The sequence below is a fragment of the Lysobacter hankyongensis genome (assembly GCF_039543145.1).
In the GTDB taxonomy this organism is placed as follows: Bacteria; Pseudomonadota; Gammaproteobacteria; order Xanthomonadales; family Xanthomonadaceae; genus Lysobacter_I; species Lysobacter_I hankyongensis.
This window is the reverse complement of sequence record NZ_BAABJE010000014.1, coordinates 169,139-191,242: the sequence shown is the minus strand read 5'-3', so window position 1 is coordinate 191,242 and position 22,104 is coordinate 169,139. Positions and strand designations below refer to the sequence as shown.

Genomic DNA, 22,104 nt, shown 5'->3' with positions numbered 1-22,104 from the left:
AAGCGCCGGTGGGGGCTCGGATTGGAGATCCGCGCGCGGGATTTCGGCTGCGCGGGGCCGCGCAGCGGCACGAGCCGGATGCGCAGACCCGCGTCGATCCCGCTCGGATCGCAACCGCCGCGGCGACTCAGTACGAGCGTCGCCGGCAGGAGGTCGAGGTCGATCCGGGATGACGACCGGCGACGCAACGAAAAAGCCCGAGGCTGTCGCCCCGGGCTTTTCGTTTCGATTGGTGGAGGTGGGGGGAATCGAACCCCCGTCCGAAAGCGCGCGATCTCCGGTACTACATGCTTAGCTCGTTGTTGATTCTCGTACGACGGCAACACAACGTGCGAGGCACACCGTCGTCCACACCCGCTAAGTTCACTGCCGGTTGGCGGGTCGCCGCCGGAAGCTGTTCCGTGATAATGACCCTACATCCACGAGCACGGGCACAAGTGGGTTCGGGGCTTACGCCTTAAGCGGCGAGAGCGTAGTTGTCGTCGTTGGCAACTAGAGTTTGCAGCTGGATTAACGAGGAAAGCTACCCCCTCGGCATGCACCAGTGGATGTTGCTACTCCCGTCGAAGCCAGGTGCACCCCCGGAAGATCGACAGCGGTGAAGCGATCTCACTGACGGTGAAGAGTATGGGGGCGGGGCGGGGCGGGTTCAAGCGCGCTGATGCCGCGCCCGGGGAATGTCCGTTCAGGCGTCCCGGCCCTTCAGGCATCTTTGTTGTGCCGGCGCATGGTGCGCTGTTTCTCGCGCGCCCAGTCGCGGTCTTTGGAGGCCTGGCGCTTGTCGTGATCCTGCTTGCCCTTCGCGAGCGCGATCTCCAGCTTCACCTTGTTGCCCTTCCAGTACATCGCCGTCGGCACGATGGTGTAGCCGTCGCGCTGGACCTTGCCGATCCACTGGTCGATCTCGCGGCGATGCAGCAGCAGCTTGCGCGTGCGGCGATCGTTGGCGATCACGTGGGTGGAGGCGGAGATCAGCGGAGTGATCTGCGCGCCGATCAGGAACAGTTCGCCGCCCTGGACCAGGGCGTAGCCGTCGCCGATGTTGGCGCGGCCGGCGCGGATCGCCTTCAGTTCCCAGCCCTGCAGGGCGAGACCGGCCTCCAGGCGTTGTTCGAGGTGGTATTCGTGCCGCGACCGTTTGTTCAAGGCGATGGTCTTCACCGCCGGGGCGGACTTGCCCGCCTTGTCGCCGCCCTTTGCCTTATCCTTTCCGACTTTCTGCTTGCTCATTCGCCGTATTGTCCCCGATGCGGGGCGGGCTGGCGAGTCGTGCGGCCGATCATCACCGATACTCTCCCGACATCACCCCGCGTATCGCCCACGAGTCCCGCCACATGCCGGTCATCCAACGCTCCGCCCTGGTCGAACATTCCGCCGCCAAGATGTTCTCGCTGGTCAACGACATCGCCGCCTATCCCCGGCGTTTCGACTGGTGCGAGCGGGCGCAGGTGCTGGAGACGTGCGAGACCCGGCTGGTGGCACGACTGGATCTGGGCCTCGGCGGGCTGAGCACCTGGTTCACCACCGAGAATACGCTCGCGCCGCCGCATCACATCGACATGGTGCTGCGCGACGGGCCGTTCAAGAAACTCGTCGGACGCTGGCAGTTCCATGCGCTGGACGAGTCCGCCTGCAAGGTCACGCTGACCCTGGATTTCGAACCCCAGACCCGGCTGCTGGGTCCGGCGTTCGTGCTCGGGTTCCAGACCCTGGCGGACCGGATGGTGGACGACTTCGTGCGCGTGGCCGACCGCGGAGACGAGTGAGGCATGGCCGGGCGCATCCGCGTGGAGGTGCTGTGGGCCTGGCCGCGGCGGCATGCGGCGAAGATGCTCGAACTGCCGGAAGGCGCGACCGTCGCCGATGCTATCGCGGCCGCGGAGCCCCCGACCGAGTTCGATGCCGGGCGGGCCGTGGCGGTGTTCGGGGAGATCGTCGAGGCGACGCAGCCGCTGCGCGACGGCGATCGGGTCGAACTGCTGCGGCCGCTGCTGATCGACCCGAAGGAAGCACGCCGGCGCCGCGCGCGCAAACCGGCGCGGGAGTAGACGACCGGGGCTCCGCAAAGAAAAACGCCGGCTCAACGCCGGCGTTTTTTCTTGTCGTCCTTGGCCAGGTTCGGGCCGAACTGGCGGCGTGCGTTCTGGGCGAGGACGTCGTCCTGTTCCGGGAAGTAGTCGCCTTCCCACTTCGTGACCGTGCCGTTCTCGAAGAACACCGTGAAATTCTTCACTTCGGTGGTGCCGCGGCGGTCGATGCGCTGTGTGGCCGTGTAATCCCAGCGGTTTTCGTTGAAGGAGTCGGTGATCGAGGGGGTGCCGAGCAGGCTGACCACGTCCTGTTTGCTCATCCCGGCCTGCAACTGGTCGACGGCGTTCTTTTCGATCAGGTTGCCCTGGTAGATCGGCTGCTTGTAGAAGATGCCGCAGCCGCTGGTGACGAGTGCGACGGCAAGCAGGAGCAGGGGGGCGCGGAACGAGCGGCGGGTGATCGTGGGCATGAGGCGGCCGGCTGGGAAAGGGGTGTCGCGAGCGCCGATGATACACTGACGCCCGGCAAGCCCGGCAGTCGCGCTGCACGCCGCCGTTCATCGCGGGTTGGATGCCGCCCTCCGCCCACCGGAACGCGTTCATGGAAACGTTCATGGAAACCAGAGACCTCCGCAAACTCGGCCTGAAAGTCACCCATCCCCGCATGCGGATCCTGGAGTTGCTGGAACAGGCCCGTCCGCGACACATGACCGCCGAGGACATCTACCGCAAATTGGTGGAGGAGGGCGACGAGATCGGTCTGGCCACGGTCTACCGGGTCCTGACCCAGTTCGAGGCCGCAGGTCTGGTACTGAAGCACAACTTCGAGGGCGGCCACGCCGTCTACGAACTGGATCGCGGCGAACACCACGACCATATGGTCGATATCGACACCGGCAAGATCATCGAATTCGAGAGCACCGAGATCGAGGCGCTGCAGCACAAGATCGCGGCCGAATACGGCTACGAGATCGAAGCGCATGCGCTGGTGCTGTACGTGCGCAAGAAGACCTGACGCAGTACGAGTCGCATGTAGAGCGGACTGCAGTCCGCTGTTTCCCATCGCCACGACAAAAGCGGCGGACTGAAGTCCGCCCTACCGATTGCAACGCGAGTGAAGACGCTGGGCTTGCTCGGCGCCAGTCTGCGGTCGCGGGATCACGCAACGCTGTCCAGCAACCGCTTCGCCGCCGCACGCGCTTCCCGGCTGACTTCCACGCCGCCGAGCATGCGCGCCAGCTCTTCCTGACGCTCCTTGGGGCCCAGCTTCTGCACCGCGCTCTGGGTCATGCCGGCGGCTTCGGCCTTGCTGACGCGATAGTGGGCGTGGCCCTGGGCGGCGACCTGCGGCTGGTGGGTCACGCACAGCACCTGGCGCTTTTCGCCGAGGGCGCGCAGTTTCTGGCCGACGATTTCCGCGACCGCGCCGCCGATGCCGGAGTCGACCTCGTCGAACACCATCGTCGGCACCGCGTCCAGGCCGAGGGCCGCGACTTCGATCGCCAGCGAAACCCGCGACAGTTCGCCGCCGGAGGCGACCTTGCGCAGCGGGCGGGGCGGCTGCCCGGCGTTGGCCGAGACCAGGAATTCGACCCGTTCGGCGCCCTGCGGGTCCGGGCGGCCGGCGTCGACCGGTTCCAGCGCGATCTCGAAGCGCCCGCCGCCCATGCCGAGCTCGGCGATGAGTGCGCTGGCCGCCTGCGACAGCGTCGCGGCGGCTGCCCGGCGGGCGGCGGTCAGATCGGCCGCAGCATCCGACCATCGATCCGCGGCGCGGGCGATCTCGCCGTCCAGCGTGGTCAGCCGCGTGCCGGCGTTGCGCAGCGATTCCAGTTCGGTCGCGAGCCGTTCGCGGACGTCCAGCAGCGCTTCGGGCAGGACCCGGTGTTTGCGGCCCAGTTCGTGCAGGCGTCCGAGTCGCTCTTCCAGTGCCTCGAACTGGTCGGGGTCGAGGTCGAGGTCGTCGCGAATCCGCTGCAGCAGCCGGGTGGCTTCGTCGATCTGGATCGCAGCGGCGTCGAGCATGCCGTCCACTTCGCCCAGTCGCGGTTCGTCGCTGCGGGCGCGGGCCAGATCGCCGCGCAGGGATTGCAGGGTCTGCAGCAACGATGGCGCGTCGTCGCCTTCCAGCGTGGTCAAGGCGCGCTCGCAGGTGTCGATCAGTCCGGCGGCGTTGGCGTGGCGGCGGTGCTGGGCCACGAGATCGACGATCGATGCCGGCTCCAGGGTCTCGCGGTCGAGTTCGCGCCACTGGTGGTCCAGCAGTTCGATCCGGTCGGAGACATCGCCGGCGCGGGAGAGGATGTCGCGTTCGCGTTGCAGCGCCGACCAGGCCGCGGCGGCGTCGCGCACGGCCGCCAGCGGTGCGGCATGGCGGCCGAAAGCGTCGAGCAGATCGAGCTGGCTGGCCTTCGACAGCAGCGCCTGGTGTTCGTGCTGGCCGTGGATTTCGACCAGCAGCCCGGCGAGTTCGGCCAGTTGCGCGACCGTGACCGGTCGGCCGTTGATCCAGGCCCGCGAGCCGCCGTCCGAGCGCAGGGTGCGGCGCAGATGACAGGCGGCACTGGCGTCGCCGTCGTCGAGCATGTCCTGCTCGCGCAGCCACTCGAGCGCTTCGGCGCGGTCGGCGAGATCGAATTCGGCGCTCAATTCGGCGCGTTCGGCGCCATGGCGGACCATGCCGCTGTCGGCGCGCAGCCCGGAGAGGAAGCCCAGCGCGTCCACCAGCAGCGATTTGCCGGCGCCGGTTTCGCCGGAAATCACGGTCATGCCGCGGCCGAATTCGAGCTCGGCGGCGGAGACGACGGCGAAATCGCGAAGAGTCAGATGAGTCAGCATGGGGCGGAATTGTGCATCAAAAGATCGACATGCAGACCCCGGCCGGCTTGACCAGGCGCCATCCGCGTTGGGGATTCCGTGGACGGTGCCTGGCAAGCGCAAGCCGGGGTCGACGGCCCTATTCGAAAGAAGGGGCGTCTCACGGACAGAGATCGGCGCGCTTGCGTCTCCCGCCATCTGCGCCTATACCGCTCAGCATGAGCCGTACCCCCGATGCCAACCTCGACCCCCGCGCCCGTCTGCTGCTGCGCACGCTGATCTCGCGCTACATCCGCGACGGCGAGCCGGTGGGCTCGCAGACGCTGGCCCGACACGCGGGCCTGGACGTCAGCGCGGCCACGATCCGCAACATCCTGGCCGAGCTGGAAGACGTGGGCCTGCTGTCGGCGCCGCATACCTCCGCCGGGCGCGTGCCGACCGCGCAGGGCTACCGGGTGTTCGTCGACAGCCTGCTGCAGATCCAGCCGCTGGCCGACATCGAATTGAATCGCCTGCGGACCGAGCTTTCGGCCGGCGCCGGCACCCAGAGCCTGCTGGGCAGCGCGTCCGAACTGGTCTCGGCGATGACCCACTTCGTCGGTGTGGTCAGCGTTCCGAAACGCGAGCAGTTCGCGTTCAAGCACGTCGACTTCGTGCCGCTGGACGGCCAGCGGGTGCTGGCCATTCTGGTCTTCGCGGACAACGACGTGCAGAACCGCATCCTGCAGACCCGGCGCGGTTACGACCCTGGCGAACTGGAGCGGATCGCGAACTATCTCAACGCGCACTACGCTGGCCGCCCACTGGCCGAGGCCCGCGCGCTGCTGCTGGCCGAACTGCGCAGTGCGCGGCAGGAGATGGAAACCCTGATGACCCAGGCGCTGGAACTGGCCGACCAGGCGCTCGCCAGCGATGCAGAGGACATGCTGGTGGCCGGTCAGACCCGGCTGATCGGCGTGCAGGACCTGTCGAACCTGGAGCGGCTGCGTGAGTTGTTCGAGGCCTTCGCCAGCAAGCGCGAGATTCTGCAGGTGCTGGAACGCACCCTGCGCGCGCCGGGCGTGCGGATCTTCATCGGCGAGGAAACCGGCATGGCGCCGCTGGACAGCGTGTCGCTGGTCACCGCGCCGTACGGAGCCGGCGGCCGTACCCTGGGCGTGCTGGGCGTGATCGGCCCGACCCGCATGGCCTATGAGCGGGTCATCCCGGTGGTGCAGGCGGCGGCGTCGGTGCTGAGCGAGGCGCTGGGGCCGGACGAGACGCGGTAAGGCGATGGCGCAACGCGGCAACCGGGTCGCACCTGCGGGCGTGGTGGAAGCGAACCGAGCCTGACAGCCATCGTTTCAGTGTCTTCAGCCGTGGGCACGGCCTCGTTCGCGTCGCGCGCCGGGTTCTGCCTGGGCCCCTTGATTCCCCCGCGCCCGGCCCCATTGCAGGGCGGTCGGCGGGTTCTCCCGCCTCCGCCTGCCACCGGATGCCAGATGAATCAAGAACATAGCCAACAGGACGAATCCACTTCCGCGCACGCCGACGCGGCCGCCGCGGACAGCCCGGAAGCCGTCATCGAAAGCCTCCGCGCGGAACTCGAACAACTGCGGGCCGACGGCCTGCGCGAGCGCGCCGATCTGGAAAACCAGCGCAAGCGCATGGCGCGCGAAGTCGAAATGGCGCGCAAATTCGCCAACGAACGCCTGCTCGGCGACCTGCTGCCGCTGTTCGACAGCATGGAAGCGGGGCTCGCCGCCGCGGCCGAGGGCGACCCGCTGCGCGCCGGCATGGAACTGACCCTGCGCCAGTTGCAGCGCATCGCCGGGGCCAACGGCCTGGTGGCGGTCGCGCCGGCGCCAGGCGATGTCTTCAATCCAGACCAGCATCAGGCGATGAGCATGATCGACGCCGAGGGCATCGCCCCGGGCGCGGTCGCGCAGACCTTCCAGAAGGGCTGGCTGCTCAACGAGCGTCTGCTACGTCCGGCGCTGGTCGTGGTGGCGAAGCAGGACTGAGCGCGTCTCGCGCCATTCACGTGGCGGTGATGCGCGGCGCTTGAAACGCGCACCGGACCACCCCACACACAGATCATCGGCGGCGCGGCCGCCCCAAATATCGAATTACAGAGGACACCGTCATGGGCAAGATCATCGGCATCGATCTGGGCACGACCAATTCGTGCGTCGCGATCATGGAAGGCGGCAAGGCAAAAGTCATCGAGAACAGCGAGGGCGACCGCACCACGCCGTCGATCATCGCCTACACGAAGGATGGCGAAGTGCTGGCCGGCGCCAGCGCCAAGCGTCAGGCCGTCACCAATCCCAAGAACACCTTCTACGCGGTGAAGCGCCTCATCGGCCGCAAGTTCACCGACGCCGAAGTGAAGAAGGATCTGGACCTGGTGCCCTACGGCATCATCCAGCACAGCAACGGCGACGCCTGGGTCGAAACCAGCGACGGCCGCAAGATGGCGCCGCCGGAAATCTCGGCGCGCGTGCTCGAGAAAATGAAGAAGACCGCCGAAGCCTATCTGGGCGAAGCGGTGACCGAAGCGGTGATCACCGTGCCGGCCTACTTCAACGACAGCCAGCGTCAGGCGACCAAGGACGCCGGCCGCATCGCCGGTCTGGAAGTGAAGCGCATCATCAACGAGCCGACCGCGGCCGCGCTGGCCTATGGCCTGGACAAGGGCGACGGCGGCGCCGATCGCAAGATCGCCGTGTACGACCTCGGCGGCGGCACCTTCGACGTGTCGATCATCGAGATCGCGAACGTCGACGGCGAGAAGCAGTTCGAAGTGCTCGCCACCAACGGCGACACCTTCCTGGGCGGCGAAGACTTCGACAAGCGCGTCATCGACTATCTCGTCGAGGAATTCCAGAAGGACCAGGGCATCGACCTGCGCAAGGATCCGCTGGCCCTGCAGCGCCTGAAGGACGCGGCCGAGCGCGCGAAGATCGAGCTGTCCAGCTCGCAGCAGACCGAAGTGAACCTGCCGTACGTCACCGCCGATGCGTCCGGTCCGAAGCACCTCAACATCAAGCTCACTCGTGCCAAGCTCGAAGCGCTGGTCGACGAACTGATCCGCAAGTCGATCGAACCCTGCCGCACCGCGCTGAACGACGCCGGCCTGCGCGCCAGCGACATCAGCGAAGTGATCCTCGTCGGTGGCCAGACCCGCATGCCGAAGGTGCAGGCGGCGGTGGCCGAGTTCTTCGGCAAGGAACCGCGCAAGGACGTGAACCCGGACGAGGCCGTCGCCATCGGCGCCGCGATCCAGGGCGGCGTGCTGGCCGGCGACGTGAAGGACGTGCTGCTGCTCGACGTGACCCCGCTGTCGCTGGGCATCGAAGTGCTGGGCGGCGAGTTCAACAAGGTGATCGAGAAGAACACCACCATCCCGACCAAGGCGACGCAGACCTATTCGACCGCCGCCGACAACCAGACCGCCGTGACCGTGCACGTGCTGCAGGGCGAACGTGCGCAGGCGATGTACAACAAGTCGCTGGCGCGCTTCGATCTGGCCGGCATCGACCCGGCGCGTCGCGGCGAACCGCAGATCGAAGTCACCTTCGACATCGACGCCAACGGCATCCTGCACGTGTCGGCGAAGGACAAGAAGACCGGCAAGGAACAGAAGGTCGAGATCAAGGCCGGTTCGGGCCTGTCGGACGACGAGATCCAGCGGATGGTGCAGGACGCCGAGGCCCATCGCGAGGACGACAAGCGCTTCCATGAGCTCGTGCAGGCCCGCAACCATGCCGATGCCCTGATCCACGCCACCCGCACCGCGATCACCGAGCACGGCGACAAGGTGCCGGGCGAAGTCATCGGCCGCGCCGAAGGCGCCATCGCCGAAGTCGAGACCGCGATGAAGGGCGACGACAAGGGCCAGATCGAGGCCAAGTCGAAGGCGCTGGAAGAGGTCATGCAGTCGCTGATGGGGGCGGCCAACGCCGGCCAGCAGCCGTCCGGCGACGCCGGTGCGGGCCCGTCCGCGTCGTCGCGCAACGACGACGTGGTCGACGCCGAGTTCACCGAGGTGAAGGACGACAACAAGTAATCCCGCCCATCGGGATGCAGGCAACGGGAGACGCGGTTCGCCGCGATCTCCCGTTTCCGTGTTGAAGGCCACCGCTTTTTCCGATTGAACCGTATCTCTTCCTCAGTCTGATCGCCGCCGGATTCCATGAGCAAACGCGACTATTACGAAGTTCTGGGCGTGGCCCGCAACGCCAGCGACGAAGAGCTGAAAAAGGCCTATCGCCGACTTGCGATGAAGCTGCATCCGGACCGCAATCCCGACGACGCCAGCGCCGAGGCCGCGTTCAAGGAAGCGAAGGAAGCCTACGAAGTGCTGTCCGACGCCAACAAGCGCCGCGCCTACGACGCGCACGGCCATGCGGCCTTCGAGCACGGCATGGGCGGCGGTGGCGGTGGGCAGGGGTACGCCGACATCAACGATGTCTTCGGCGACATCTTCGGCAATATTTTCGGCGGAGGCGGCGGCGCGCGCGCGCCGCGACGCGGTGCCGACATCGGCTACGTGATCGAGCTCGATCTGGAAGACGCCGTCGCCGGCATCGACCGCCGCATCGAAGTGCCGACCATGGTCGGCTGCAAGCCCTGCAAGGGCAGCGGTTCGGAAGACGGCAAGCTCGAAACCTGCGCCAGTTGCCAGGGCCGCGGCCAGGTGCGTTTCCAGCGCGGCATCTTCTCCATGCAGCAGCCTTGCCCGACCTGCGGCGGCCGCGGCCAGAAGCTGAGCAATCCCTGCAAGATCTGCCACGGCGCCGGGCGCGTCGAGGAAGAAAAAGTCCTGTCGGTGAAGATCCCCGCGGGCGTGGACAACGGCGACCGCATCCGCCTCTCCGGCGAAGGCGAGGCCGGGCCTGCCGGTGCACCGCCGGGCGATCTCTATGTCGAGATCCGCGTGCGCGAGCACGAGATTTTCCAGCGCGACGGCGACGATCTGCACTGCGAAGTGCCGATCCGGTTCTCGCAGGCCGCGCTGGGCGACAGCGTGCGCGTGCCGACCCTGGGCGGCGAGGCCGAAATCCGCGTGCCCGCGGAGACTCAGACCGGCAAGGTGTTCCGCCTGCGCGAGAAGGGCGTGAAGTCGGTGCGCAGCCGCAGCACCGGCGATCTCTACTGCAGGGTCGTGGTCGAAACGCCGGTCAATCTCACCTCGCACCAGCGCGAACTGCTGCAGCAGTTCGAAGCGACCTTCACCGGCGAGAACGCGCGCCGCCATTCGCCGCGGTCCAGCACGTTCATCGATGGCGTGAAGAGCTTCTGGGCGCGGATGACGTCCTGAGGCGGCTGGCCGCGCCGGCGACATGCCGATGCCGGCCCGCGAAGATCCTGAACATTTTCGCCGGCGTTCGCAGCGGCAGCCTCAGGCCGCCAGCGGTTGCTTTGCCGCGGCTCTGCCGCGATTCGCCGGTTCCAGCCAGTTCTGCGCCCGCGAGGAATAACGATCGATCACGGCCTCCGCCAGCGCGGCATCGTCGAGCTGCGACGGGTGGAACGACGGGCGTGCGTACGCAATCATGTGTTTCAGCGTACGCAGCAGCATATGGTTTCGAGGGCCCAGATGATCCAGGAACTGGCGCCAGATCGACCATCGGAACAACCGCTTGTCCTGCAGCAGGAAGCGCATCATCCCGAAGGTCATCAGCCCGTAGAACAGCGGCAGGGTCATCGCCAGGCCGGCGAAGCGCACGGCATACGAAGGCGTGACCGCCTGCATCACGTCGAACGAAACCCGCTTGTGTTCGATCTCTTCCGCGAAGTGCCATTCCACCAGCGCGCGCACCTCGGGATGCGCGCCCTCCAGAATGCGCTGAGAAAGGAACTCGTGCGCGAAATACGCGTTCACGTGCTCGACGCAGCTGACCATCGACACCCGCAGCGACAGCGGCGCGATCCGCTCGATGGCGCGGAAGGTCAGCTTGTCCACCCAGCGCTCGAAGGTGCGGAAGCGATAGCCCTGCCGATCGAGATTCCGCCAGTAACGCTTGTGGGCGACCCCGTGCTCGGCTTCCTGGTGGATGAAGGCGATCGCGGTCGCGCGCAGCGCGGGGTCGGCGATGCGCGGCAGGCACGCATTGATCGTGCGCATGTAGAAGGCTTCGTTGGCGGGCACCAGCACGGTGTAGGTATTGAGCAATGCGGCGATCGCCGGTGAGGACGGCAACCAGTCGCGGGGAATGTCCGCGGGCAACCTGGCGGTGAAACGACGTGCGAAAAGATCTCTGGTCATATGGGACCCCCCTGTCCCCGATCCAAAATCGAGGGCCAAGAGTACTCCCAATGCCGGCGTCTGCACGTTGGGCAGGCGCAATCCCGCCGCTTGCGGCGCCTGAATTTGCGGTCAAAATGAGACTTTCCCCACGTTTCGGAGCGACGGCAGGATGAATCCACGCCCGGTGATCGGACTTGTCGGCAGCGAAGGCGCCTATGGCCGCTGGCTGCGGCGTTTTTTCGCGGAACGGATGGGGTTGCGGGTGCTTGGATACGACCCCGTATCGTCGGCGTCCGACCCGGTCTACTCGGTGCTGGCGCAGGCCGATGTCCTCGTTTTCTCGGCGCCGATCCGCGACACGGTGGCGGTGATCGATCACTGGCGCGAGCGCTCGGAAGGACGCGAACGCGGTCGGCTGTGGCTGGACATCACGTCGATCAAGCAGGCGCCGCTGGCGGCGATGCTGCGCTCGCAGGCTGAAGTCGTCGGCCTGCACCCGATGACCGCGCCGCCGAAGACGCCGACGCTCAAGGGCCGCGTGCTCGCGATCTGCGAAGCCCGCCTCGATGTCTGGCGACCCTGGCTGACGCAGTTGTTCGATGCGCTGCAGGCGGAGTGCGTGCGGGTCTCGCCCGAGCACCACGATCGCGCGATGGCGCTGGTGCAGGCGATGGTGCACGCCACCCATCTCGCCCAGGCCGGCGTGCTGCGCGGCTATGTCTCGACGCTCGGCCCGCCATCGGCGCTGCTGCCGCTGCGGACCGCGTCGTTCGAACTCGACGTGGCGATGATGACCCGCATCCTGTCGCTGAATCCGCAGATCTACGAGGACATCCAGTTCGGCAATCCGCACACCGCGGAGATGCTGGATCGGCTGCTCGCGGAGCTGCAATCGCTGCGCGCGCTGGTGGGGCAGGGCGATGAAGCGGCGCGTGCCGCGTTCCGCGCCCGCCATCTGCACGACAACCGTGCAGCCTTCGACGGACGCGCGCTCGCCGAGGGCAACTACACCTTCGAGCGCGTGGGCTATCTGCTCGCCGATCTGGTCGAAGCGCCGTCGCTGAGCGTGCATCTGCCCGATGATCGTGCCGGTTCGCTGCGCGCGTTGCTGGACGTGTTCGAACGCCATGGCATCAGCCTGTCCTCGATCCATTCCTCGCGCACGCCGTCGGGCGACGTGCATTTCCGTTTCGGGTTCGGCCCGGACGTGGCCGCTGCGGCATTGTCGGCCGCCGCCGTGGAGATCGACGCCACCGGGACCGGGCGGGTGCTCGAATCCGTGCCCGCGCCCGCGGGCTGACGCGTCGCCGGCGCCGTTCGGCAGCGCGGCGCGGATGGTACGCTGAACGCATGTCCGAGCCCCAGCACGCCCCCCTCCGTCTCCTCATCCACGGCGCCAGCGGGCGCATGGGCCAGACCCTGTTGCGGTTGGCCGCCGAACGCGACGACCTGCGCGTCGTCTCGGCGGTGGCGCCGACCACGGCCGACGCCGGCCTGCTCGGCCAGCCCTTCCATCCGGTGACGGATCTGGAAAACGCGCCGGATTTCGACGTCGCGGTGGATTTCAGCCTCCCGGCCGCATTCGAAGCCATCCTGTCCCTGTGCGCGCAGCGCGGTGCGGCCTTCGTGTCCGGAACCACCGGCCTCGCCGCGCAGCAGCAGCGCGCATTGCAGGCGGCGTCCCGCTTCGTTCCGGTGCTGTGGTCGGCGAATTTCAGTCTCGGCGTGGCCGTGCTGGACGACCTGGTGGAACGCGCGGCGGCGGCGCTGAAGGCCTGGGACTGCGACATCGTCGAGGCCCATCACACCCGCAAGCTCGATGCGCCGTCGGGCACCGCACTGGCGCTGGGCGCGGCCGCCCAGCGAGGCGGCGCCGATCCGCGCTACGCCAGCCTGCGCGCCGGCGACATCGTCGGCGAGCATCTGGTCCAGTTCGCCGGGCCGGGCGAGCGGATCGAACTGATCCACCGCGCGACCAACCGCGACATCTTCGCCCGCGGCGCCCTGCATGCCGCCGCCGCGCTTCCCGGACGGGCGGCGGGCAGCTACCGGCTGCGCGATCTGCTCGGCAACGGTTGACGCAGCGCAGCAGATTTCGCTGGCGGATGCGGCCTGCCGCCGGTAGAATTCCGGCTCGCCTCACATCAGAAGCCACGGGCCGGTGACAGACCGCGCCCGGGGCTTTGTGCAACCTGAAGCAGCCCAAGCAAAGGCGAACTCCGTGACCGAAACCGCAATCCTTGTCCTCGAAGACGGCACCGTATTCGAGGGCGAATCCGTAGGCGCGCCCGGCCTGTCCGTGGGCGAGGTCGTGTTCAACACCGCGATCACCGGATACCAGGAAGTCCTGACCGATCCCTCCTACGCCCGCCAGCTGGTCACCCTGACCTATCCCCACATCGGCAACACCGGTTGCACCGACCTCGACGACGAGGCCGGCAAGGTCTGGGCGTCCGGGCTGATCGTGCGCAACGTGCCGCGCCGACCCAGCAACTGGCGCAGCCGGATCGCGCTGCCGGAATGGCTCCGGGCCCGCGGCATCGTCGCGATTTCCGAGATCGACACCCGCAAGCTCACGCGCCTGCTGCGCGATCGCGGCGCCCAGAACGGCGCGCTGATGGCCGGGGAGATCGATGTCGACAGGGCGCTGGAAGCCGCGCGCAAATTCCCCGGCCTCAAGGGCATGGATCTGGCGAAGGTGGTCACCACCGATGCCGCCTATCCGTGGACCGAAGGCCAGCTCGATCTCGACCGCAACGCGTTCGTGTCCGCGACGCCGAAGTTCAGGGTCGTGGCCTACGACTTCGGCGTGAAGCGCAACATCCTGCGCATGCTCGCGGAGCGCGGCTGCGACGTGACCGTGGTCCCGGCGCAGACGCCCGTCGCCGATGTGCTGGCGATGCGGCCCGACGGCGTGTTCCTCTCCAATGGCCCCGGCGATCCCGCACCCTGCGATTACGCCATCGCCGCGATCCGCGAATGCATCGACCGCAAGATTCCGACCTTCGGCATCTGCCTCGGTCATCAACTGCTCGGCCTTGCCGCCGGCGCGCAGACGCTGAAGATGAAATTCGGCCATCACGGCGCGAACCATCCGGTGATCGACATCGACAGCGGCCGGGTCATGATCACTTCGCAGAACCACGGCTTCGCGGTCGACGAAACCACGCTGCCGGCGAACGTGCGCGTGACCCACCGCTCGCTGTTCGACGGCAGCAACCAGGGCATCGCCCTGACCGATGCGCCGGCGTTCAGTTTCCAGGGCCATCCGGAAGCCAGCCCCGGCCCGCACGACGTGTCGCCGCTGTTCGATCGCTTCGTGGCGATGATGGAGAACCCCGCATGAGTCTTTCGCTGCTGGTCCGTCTGGCCTTCGGTAGTGCGATCGCGTTCGCCCTGTCGGCGCCCGTCTCCGCGAATGCGGCCGATGTCGCGTCGGGTGAATCCGTCGCGGTCGAAGCGCCGGCACCCGCGGCGCCGCCGACCGATGCCGATGTCGACCGGTTCGTCGGTTGGATGGGACTCGGCGATGCGATCCCGGCCATCCTCCGCACGGAACTGGCGAAAGTGCCGGAGATGCGGGCGCTGAGCGCGCAGCAGCAGGAATGCATGATCGATGTCCTGCGTCCGCCGATGCGGTCGATGCTGCGGTCGAGCTTCCGCGAACTGCTCGGCGAGCGCGAGATTTTCCTGGCCTGGGCCGAATTCGTCGAGACCGATGCCGGCAGGAAGCTGTTCGCCTTCGTGCGCGCCGGCGTCGAGGCCAAGATCCAGGATCAGGTGGCGCCGGATCCGGCGGCGTTCTTCGCGGACATCGGCGAGCAGGAACAGATGCAGATGGCGCAGTTCATGATGACGCCCGCGGCGGCTGTGATGAACAAACCGTTTCCGGATATGCAGCCGCCGGCGGAGATGTTCGAACAGTTCGAGCAGGAAGCACGGACGCGCTGCGGCATCGATCTTCCGAAAGGCTGATGCGCGGAACCGGGCCGGAACGATGGACGCGGCGCCTGCGACGTCTCCGCAGGTGGCTCGCGCTGGCGGCACTGGCGGGCGCCTATCCGGCGTTCGTGCTCGGCACGGTCTATGCGACCACGCTGCGCTCCGATCTTCCTGGCGGTCGTCATGGCCCGAAGGATGCGTACCGGCACAGTCTCGCCAGCGCGACCGTGGCCTACACCGGGTCGCCGCGCTGGGTGGAATGGGTGACGGCCGTGATGGAGGACGGCGGACGCGGCGATGCCGCGCGTGCGATGGATGCGCACAACAACCGCCTCGGCGCGCGCATCGGCGCCCGGGCGGACAGTTGGACACAGATGCGGGCCGACGTGCTCGCCGCCGTGCAGGCGGGCGGGGCGATGGTCGAAGACGACGACAGGATCACCTGGTTGCCGCCCGAACGCTGGCAGGACAGGTTGTACTGACGCGTCGTACCGATGCACGGAAAGACGCTGCACCCACACGACACCGTACCGAGGAAGCCATGCCCAAGCGCACCGACATCCAGACCATCCTGATCATCGGCGCCGGGCCGATCGTGATCGGCCAGGCCTGCGAGTTCGACTATTCCGGCGCCCAGGCCTGCAAGGCGCTGCGCGACGAGGGGTATCGCGTGGTGCTGGTCAACAGCAATCCGGCGACGATCATGACCGACCCGGAGATGGCCGACGCGGTCTACATCGAGCCGATCAACTGGCGCACGGTCGAGAAGATCATCGCCAAGGAAAAACCCCACGCGCTGCTGCCGACGATGGGCGGCCAGACCGCGCTGAATTGCGCGCTGGACCTCGCCGACAACGGCGTGCTGGAGAAATACGGCGTCGAGCTGATCGGCGCCAAGCGCGACGCGATCCGCATGGCCGAGGATCGCGAACTGTTCCGTGTCGCGATGCAGGAGATCGGCCTCGAATGCCCGAAGGCGGAAGTCGCGCGCACCTTCGAACAGGCGGTGGAGATCCAGGCCAAGGTCGGTTATCCGACCATCATCCGCCCGAGCTTCACCCTCGGCGGCACCGGCGGCGGCATCGCCTACAACAAGGAGGAGTTCGAGGAGATCGCGAAGCGCGGCCTCGACCTTTCGCCGGTGCACGAAGTGCTGATCGAGGAATCGGTGCTCGGCTGGAAGGAATTCGAGATGGAAGTGGTCCGTGACACCGCGGACAACTGCATCATCGTCTGCTCGATCGAGAACCTCGACCCGATGGGCGTGCACACCGGCGACAGCATCACCGTCGCCCCGGCGCAGACGCTCACCGACAAGGAATACCAGCGCCTGCGCGACGCCTCGATCGCGGTGCTGCGCAAGATCGGCGTGGACACCGGCGGCTCCAACGTGCAGTTCGGCATCAATGCGCAGAACGGCCGCGTCGTGGTGATCGAAATGAATCCGCGCGTCTCGCGGTCGTCCGCGCTGGCGTCGAAGGCCACCGGCTTCCCGATCGCCAAGGTCGCGGCCAAGCTCGCGGTCGGCTACACCCTCGACGAGCTGAAGAACGAAATCACCGGCGGCCTGACCCCGGCGTCGTTCGAGCCCAGCATCGATTACGTCGTGACCAAGATTCCGCGCTTCGCGTTCGAGAAGTTCCCGGCCGCCGACGCGCGCCTGACCACGCAGATGAAATCGGTGGGCGAGGTGATGGCGATCGGCCGGACCTTCCAGGAGTCGCTGCAGAAGGCGCTGCGCGGATTGGAGACCGGCAAGGTCGGTCTCGATCCGACCGGCCTGGATCTCGCCAGCGACGAAGGCATGGCGCGTCTGCGCCGCGAAGTGAAGGAAGCCGGCCCCGAGCGCATGTTCTATCTCGCCGATGCGTTCCGCGCCGGGCTGTCGGTGGAAGACGTGCATGCCTTGTCCTTCGTTGACCCGTGGTTCCTCGATCAAATCGAGGAACTGATCGCCTGCGAACGCGAGGTCGCCGCCGCCGGTCTCGAGGGGCTCGATGCGAAGCGCCTGCGCGCGTTGAAGCGCCGCGGCTTCTCCGATGCGCGCCTGGCCCAGCTCGCCGGCACCAACGAAACTGCGGTGCGCGCGCTGCGCAAGGCCTTCGGCGTGCGCCCGGTGTACAAGCGCGTCGATTCCTGCGCCGCCGAGTTCGCCACCACCACCGCGTACCTGTATTCGACCTACGAGGACGAGTGCGAGGCCGCGCCGTCCGCGCGCGACAAGATCATGGTGCTGGGCGGCGGCCCCAACCGCATCGGCCAGGGCATCGAATTCGATTACTGCTGCGTGCACGCGGCGTTGGCGCTGCGAGAAGACGGGTACGAGACCATCATGGTCAACTGCAACCCGGAAACCGTCTCCACCGACTACGACACCTCCGACCGCCTGTACTTCGAACCGCTGACGCTGGAAGACGTGCTGGAGATCGTGGAACTGGAACAGCCGAAGGGCGTGATCGTGCAGTACGGCGGCCAGACCCCGCTGAAACTCGCGCAGGCGCTGGAAGCCAACGGCGTGCCGGTGATCGGCACTTCGCCGGATTCGATCGATCTGGCCGAGGACCGCGAACGTTTCCAGAAGCTGGTCGAAGACCTCGGCCTGAAGCAGCCGGCGAACCGCACCGCGCGCAACGCCGACGAGGCCATCGCGCTGGCGCGCGAGATCGGTTATCCGCTGGTGGTGCGCCCGAGCTACGTGCTGGGCGGCCGCGCGATGGAAGTGGTGTATTCCGACGCCGACCTGTCGCGTTACATCCGCGACGCGGTGAAGGTCTCGAACGATTCGCCGGTACTGCTGGACCGCTTCCTCGACCATGCGGTCGAGGTCGACGTGGACATCATCGCCGACAAGGACGGCAACGTGCTGATCGGTGGCGTGATGGAACACATCGAGGAAGCCGGCGTGCATTCGGGCGACTCGTCGTGCTCGCTGCCGCCTTACTCGCTGTCGGCCGAGACCCAGAATCGCCTGCGCGATCAGGTCGTGGCGCTGGCCAAGGCGCTGAAGGTCGTCGGCCTGATGAACACCCAGTTCGCCATTCAGACCGAGGCGGACGGCACCGACACCATCTTCCTGCTGGAAGTGAATCCGCGCGCCTCGCGCACCGTGCCGTTCGTGTCCAAGGCCACGGGCATGCCGCTGGCCAAGATCGCCGCGCGCTGCATGGCCGGCAAGACCCTGGCCGAGCAGGGCGCGACGAAGGAAATCGTGCCGGACTACTACTCGGTGAAGGAAGCGATCTTTCCCTTCGCCAAATTCCAGGGCGTCGATCCGATCCTGGGCCCGGAAATGCGTTCGACCGGCGAGGTCATGGGCGTCGGCCGCAGCTTCGGCGCGGCGTTCGCGCGCGCCCAGGAAGCCGCCGGGATCAAGGCGCCGCCGAAGGGCAAGGCCTTCATCTCCGTGCGCGATCCCGACAAGCAGCGCGTGCTGGCAGTGACGGACGAGCTGCTGCGCCGCGGCTACAGCCTCGTCGCCACCCGCGGCACCGCCGGCTGGCTGCAGTCGCAGGGCATCGCCTGCGAAATCGTCAACAAGGTCGCCGAGGGGCGTCCGCACATCGTCGATCGGATCAAGAACGGCGAGATCGTCTACATCGTCAATACCACCGAGGGCAAGCAGGCCATCGCGGATTCGTTCTCGATCCGCCGGGAAGCCCTGCAGCAGCGCGTGACCTACTCGACCACGATTGCGGGCGCGAAGGCCTTGCTGCATTCTCTCGATTTCCGCGACAGTGGCCCGGTGTGGGCGCTGCAGGAACTGCACAAGGAACTGGAAGCATGAGAGCTCCCCTGACCATGAAAGGCGCCCAGCGCCTGCGCGCCGAACTGGACCAGCTCAAGAGCGTGCAGCGGCCGGCGGTGATCAACGCCATCGCCGAGGCCCGCGCCCATGGCGACCTGAAGGAAAACGCCGAATACCACGCCGCGCGCGAGCAGCAGGGCTTCATCGAAGGGCGGATCAAGCAGCTCGAAGCCGAGCTGTCGCACGCCCAGGTCATCGACGTGTCCACGCTGAACGCCGGTTCGCGTGTGGTGTTCGGTGCGAACGTGACCCTCGCCGATGTCGAGAGCGACGAAGAGAAGCGCTACCAGATCGTGGGCGACCTCGAAGCCGACATCAAGCAGGGTCTGATCGCGATTTCCTCGCCGCTGGCGCGCGCGCTGATCGGCAAGCACGAAGGCGATGTGGTCGAGATCGATGCGCCTGCCGGCAAGCGCGAATACGAGCTGATCAAGGTCGCATACGAAGGCTGACCGGAGTCTGCCGCGGTGTCGCGTGCGCTGTTCCTGTTGCCGGCCTGGTCGACGTTCGGCCGGCAGTCGCTGATGGCCGAGGTCGCCAAGGCGTTCGGCCGCGCGGATCGCGTCGCCGATCGTGCGGTCGGCGGTGAGGCGCAACTGCGGCGCCATTTTTCCACGCTGCCCGCGCACTGGGCGCCGGCGGCGCTGACCCGCCAGGCCGATGCCGGCGACGCCGCGGGCGCGGCGTGGCTGCGCGCCGACCCCGCCCACGTACGGCCCGACATCAACGGCGCGCGCCTGCTCGGTCTCGGCGAACGGCTGTCGCTGTCGCAGGACGATGTCGATTCGCTGCTGCCGGCGCTGAAGCCGGTGTTCGGCGACAGCGGTTTCGCGCTCGATGCGCCGGTGCCCACACGCTGGTACCTGCGCCTGCCGCGCGAAGCGAAACTGCCGGCGTTCAGCGCGCCCGACGAGGCGCTCGGCGAGGATCTGTTCGAGCACCAGCCGGAGGGTCCGGAAGGCCGGCGCTGGCGCGCGCTGCTCAACGAGGTGCAGATCGTCCTGCACAACCATCCGTGGAACGCGCGCCGCGCCGAACGCGGTCTCGTGCCGATCAACGCGCTCTGGGTGTGGGGCGGCGGTGTGCTGCCGGATGCGGTGTCGAGCGCGGTGTCCTCCGCCGCCAGCGACGACGATCTCGTCCGCGCGCTCGCGACCGTCGCCGGTGTTGCGGCCACGCGCTTGCCGTCGGCGTTCGAAATCGGCGCGGACGCCGCGCTGTACGACCTGCGACGGACGCGCGATCTCGCCGCACTGCAACGTGACTGGCTGATGCCGGCGCTGCGCGCACTGTCGGACGGTACGTTGACCACGCTCGATATCGATGCGGCCGACGGCATGCGCCTGCGGCTCGCGCGCGGCCAGCGCTGGCGCTTCTGGCGCGGCGCCTGGGTGCCGCCGCAGCCGCCATCGGAACAAGGCGCATGAGCCGTTCCATCCGGCGTCGCGACATCGGCGCCGATGCACCCATGCTCGATGCACGCATGCCCGATGCGGACGTGCAGGCCGCCGACGGCGATTGGCCGGCGGAGGTGCCGCCACTGCTGCGCCGCATCTACGCCGCGCGCGGCGCCGCGACCCACGCGCTGGCGCAGCCGCGCCTCAACCGGCTGTTGCCGCCCGACGGGCTCGGCGCGGTCGATGCCGCCGCCGCGCTGCTGCAACAGGCGATGGCCACGGGTCGGCACATCGTCGTGGTCGGCGATTTCGATTGCGACGGCGCCACCGCCTGCGCGGTCGCGGTGCGCGGCCTGCGCATGCTCGGCGCGCAGCACGTGTCCTACGCGGTGCCGAACCGGATCGTGCACGGCTACGGGTTGTCGCCGGGGCTGGTCGACGATCTCGCCGCGCTCGCGCCCGATCTGCTGGTCACGGTCGATCACGGCATCGCCTGTCTGGCCGGGGTCGCGGCCGCGAAGGCGCGCGGCTGGCAGGTGCTGGTCACCGATCACCATCTGCCCGGCGAGCATCTGCCGCAGGCCGATGTCATCGTCGATCCGAATCTGCCCGGCGACGATTTCCCGTCGAAGGCGCTGGCCGGCGTCGGCGTGATGTTCTACGTGCTGCTGGCCTTGCGCAGACGATTGCGCGATGCGGGCTATTTTCCGGGCGAACCGCCGGACCTGTCGGTGCTGCTGGATCTGGTCGCGGTCGGCACCGTCGCCGATCTCGTCGCGCTCGACGCCAACAATCGCACCCTGGTCGCGGCCGGCCTGCGCCGCCTGCGCGCGGGTCGCGGCTGCGCGGGATTGCGCGCGCTGATCGAGGTATCGCGCCGTCAGCACGCCGCGCTCACCGCCGCGGACATCGGGTTCGCGCTGGCGCCGCGCATCAACGCCGCCGGTCGGCTGGAAGACATGGCGCTGGGCATCGAATGCCTGCTCTGCGACGATCCGCGACGCGCGCGCGAACTGGCGGAGATTCTCGACGGCATCAACGCCGAGCGTCGCGGCGTGCAGCAGCAGATGGTCGGCGATGCCGAGGATGCGATCGCGGCGCTGTCGTTCGAGGTCGACGGCGGACGCGCCACGATCTGCCTGTATCGCGAAGACTGGCACCCCGGCGTGGTCGGGCTGGTCGCCTCGAAGATCAAGGAGCGCGTGCATCGTCCGGCGATCGCGTTCGCGCCCAGCGATGCCGGCAGCGATCTGCTGCGCGGTTCCGCACGTTCGATCGCGGGTTTCCACATCCGCGACGCGCTGGCGATGGTGGATGCGCGCCATCCCGGGCTGATCGAGAAATTCGGTGGCCATGCGATGGCCGCGGGCCTCAGCCTGCGTCTCACCGCACTGCCGCGTTTCCAGGCCGCATTCGAACAGTGCGCGGCGGAGCTGCTGTCGCCCGAACTGCTGCAGGACGTGATTCTCAGCGATGGCGCGATCGCGCCCGGCGAGTGCGCCATCGGCACCGCGCTGGCGCTGCGCGACGGCGGGCCGTGGGGGCAGGGCTTTCCCGAGCCGGTGTTCGACGATGTGTTCGAGATCGTGAGCTGGAAGCCGGTGGGCGAACAGCATCTCAAACTCGAACTGTCCTGGCCGGGCGGCACGCGGCGCATCCCGGCGATCCATTTCGGCGGCTGGAACGGCGAGCCGCCGCCGCCGCGCGCGCGCATCGCCTACCGGCTGCAGCCCGACGATTGGCGCGGCGGCGATGCCGTGCAACTGGTGGTGGTGCATCGGGAATCCGTGGCCGGCTGAGTCCGGAACGTCGCGAGGGCGGTTAGCATGTCGCGAGTCTCGACCCCGTTCGTCCGCACGGTGCGTTGAGAAGACATCC

The 22,104-nt window shown here is 67.7% G+C and carries 20 protein-coding genes and 1 other RNA gene; 16 read left to right on the top strand and 5 right to left on the bottom strand.

From position 1 onward, the window contains the following. Positions 1-230: 230 nt before the first annotated feature. Both ssrA and smpB read right to left on the bottom strand, forming a co-directional pair. Positions 231-583, bottom strand: a transfer-messenger RNA (tmRNA) gene (gene ssrA / locus ABD974_RS12895). Positions 584-702: 119 nt separating this feature from the next. Continuing rightward, the gene (gene smpB, locus ABD974_RS12890) at positions 703-1,230 is read right to left on the bottom strand and encodes an SsrA-binding protein SmpB (RefSeq protein ID WP_345303743.1); all 528 of its coding nucleotides are present in this window, start codon (positions 1,228-1,230) and stop codon (positions 703-705) included. 104 nt (positions 1,231-1,334) lie between these two features. Between smpB and ABD974_RS12885 the strand changes: the two genes are divergently transcribed. Next, positions 1,335-1,766 carry a type II toxin-antitoxin system RatA family toxin gene (locus ABD974_RS12885; protein ID WP_345303742.1) on the top strand — a complete coding sequence of 144 codons (432 nt, stop codon included), beginning with the start codon at positions 1,335-1,337 and terminating at the stop codon, positions 1,764-1,766. A gap of 15 nt (positions 1,767-1,781) precedes the next feature. After that, a complete protein-coding gene (locus tag ABD974_RS12880) occupies positions 1,782-2,048 on the top strand; it encodes an RnfH family protein (protein ID WP_345303987.1) in 267 nt (88 codons plus the stop codon). 32 nt (positions 2,049-2,080) lie between these two features. Here ABD974_RS12880 and ABD974_RS12875 read toward each other — a convergent pair whose 3' ends face one another. After that, positions 2,081-2,500 (bottom strand): outer membrane protein assembly factor BamE, encoded by a 420-nt coding sequence (locus ABD974_RS12875; protein ID WP_345303741.1) that lies wholly within the window; start codon positions 2,498-2,500, stop codon positions 2,081-2,083. A 143-nt stretch (positions 2,501-2,643) separates the two neighbouring features. On the opposite strand from ABD974_RS12875, the gene fur reads away from it, so the two are divergent. Further along, a complete protein-coding gene (gene fur / locus ABD974_RS12870) occupies positions 2,644-3,045 on the top strand; it encodes a ferric iron uptake transcriptional regulator (RefSeq protein ID WP_345303740.1) in 402 nt (133 codons plus the stop codon). Between the two features lie 143 nt (positions 3,046-3,188). Here the strand turns inward: fur and recN are convergent, their stop codons facing one another. Continuing rightward, positions 3,189-4,868: a DNA repair protein RecN gene (recN, locus tag ABD974_RS12865; RefSeq protein ID WP_345303739.1), complete on the bottom strand. Its 1,680-nt coding sequence runs from the start codon at positions 4,866-4,868 to the stop codon at positions 3,189-3,191. Between the two features lie 197 nt (positions 4,869-5,065). Here recN and hrcA point away from each other — a divergent pair, with 197 nt between their 5' ends. The 4 genes from hrcA (at position 5,066) to dnaJ (ending at position 10,152) form a co-directional block, all read left to right on the top strand. Next, positions 5,066-6,115: a heat-inducible transcriptional repressor HrcA gene (hrcA, locus tag ABD974_RS12860; protein ID WP_345303738.1), complete on the top strand. Its 1,050-nt coding sequence runs from the start codon at positions 5,066-5,068 to the stop codon at positions 6,113-6,115. A gap of 213 nt (positions 6,116-6,328) precedes the next feature. Beyond that, positions 6,329-6,850, top strand: a complete 522-nt coding sequence (gene grpE / locus ABD974_RS12855; RefSeq protein WP_345303737.1) for a nucleotide exchange factor GrpE — start codon at positions 6,329-6,331, stop codon at positions 6,848-6,850. A gap of 122 nt (positions 6,851-6,972) precedes the next feature. Then, entirely contained in the window at positions 6,973-8,898 is a 1,926-nt protein-coding gene (gene dnaK, locus ABD974_RS12850) for a molecular chaperone DnaK (protein ID WP_345303736.1), read from the top strand. A gap of 126 nt (positions 8,899-9,024) precedes the next feature. Further along, positions 9,025-10,152: a molecular chaperone DnaJ gene (dnaJ, locus tag ABD974_RS12845; protein WP_345303735.1), complete on the top strand. Its 1,128-nt coding sequence runs from the start codon at positions 9,025-9,027 to the stop codon at positions 10,150-10,152. 81 nt (positions 10,153-10,233) lie between these two features. Here dnaJ and ABD974_RS12840 read toward each other — a convergent pair whose 3' ends face one another. Further along, on the bottom strand, positions 10,234-11,100 hold the full coding sequence (locus tag ABD974_RS12840; RefSeq protein WP_345303734.1) for a metal-dependent hydrolase: 867 nt from the start codon (positions 11,098-11,100) through the stop codon (positions 10,234-10,236). A gap of 151 nt (positions 11,101-11,251) precedes the next feature. On the opposite strand from ABD974_RS12840, the gene ABD974_RS12835 reads away from it, so the two are divergent. From ABD974_RS12835 to recJ, 9 genes are all read left to right on the top strand, one after another. Continuing rightward, positions 11,252-12,382: a prephenate dehydrogenase gene (locus ABD974_RS12835; protein WP_345303733.1), complete on the top strand. Its 1,131-nt coding sequence runs from the start codon at positions 11,252-11,254 to the stop codon at positions 12,380-12,382. A 107-nt stretch (positions 12,383-12,489) separates the two neighbouring features. Then, entirely contained in the window at positions 12,490-13,161 is a 672-nt protein-coding gene (locus ABD974_RS12830) for a 4-hydroxy-tetrahydrodipicolinate reductase (RefSeq protein WP_425562702.1), read from the top strand. Positions 13,162-13,303: 142 nt separating this feature from the next. Continuing rightward, positions 13,304-14,428 carry a glutamine-hydrolyzing carbamoyl-phosphate synthase small subunit gene (gene carA / locus ABD974_RS12825; RefSeq protein WP_345303731.1) on the top strand — a complete coding sequence of 375 codons (1,125 nt, stop codon included), beginning with the start codon at positions 13,304-13,306 and terminating at the stop codon, positions 14,426-14,428. Beyond that, positions 14,425-15,057, top strand: coding sequence for a hypothetical protein (locus ABD974_RS12820; protein WP_345303730.1), 633 nt, complete (start codon positions 14,425-14,427; stop codon positions 15,055-15,057). Before carA ends, ABD974_RS12820 begins: the two co-directional genes overlap by 4 nt. Continuing rightward, on the top strand, positions 15,057-15,506 hold the full coding sequence (locus ABD974_RS12815; RefSeq protein ID WP_345303729.1) for a DUF6973 domain-containing protein: 450 nt from the start codon (positions 15,057-15,059) through the stop codon (positions 15,504-15,506). The genes ABD974_RS12820 and ABD974_RS12815 overlap by 1 nt, the downstream gene beginning before the upstream one ends. A 59-nt stretch (positions 15,507-15,565) precedes the next feature. Continuing rightward, entirely contained in the window at positions 15,566-18,808 is a 3,243-nt protein-coding gene (gene carB, locus ABD974_RS12810) for a carbamoyl-phosphate synthase large subunit (protein ID WP_345303728.1), read from the top strand. After that, entirely contained in the window at positions 18,805-19,281 is a 477-nt protein-coding gene (greA, locus tag ABD974_RS12805; protein WP_345303727.1) for a transcription elongation factor GreA, read from the top strand. Before carB ends, greA begins: the two co-directional genes overlap by 4 nt. A gap of 15 nt (positions 19,282-19,296) precedes the next feature. Beyond that, positions 19,297-20,256, top strand: coding sequence for a phosphoglycerate mutase (locus ABD974_RS12800; RefSeq protein WP_345303726.1), 960 nt, complete (start codon positions 19,297-19,299; stop codon positions 20,254-20,256). Further along, on the top strand, positions 20,253-22,025 hold the full coding sequence (recJ, locus tag ABD974_RS12795) for a single-stranded-DNA-specific exonuclease RecJ (RefSeq protein WP_425562686.1): 1,773 nt from the start codon (positions 20,253-20,255) through the stop codon (positions 22,023-22,025). Before ABD974_RS12800 ends, recJ begins: the two co-directional genes overlap by 4 nt. The last annotated feature ends 79 nt before the right edge of the window (positions 22,026-22,104 follow it).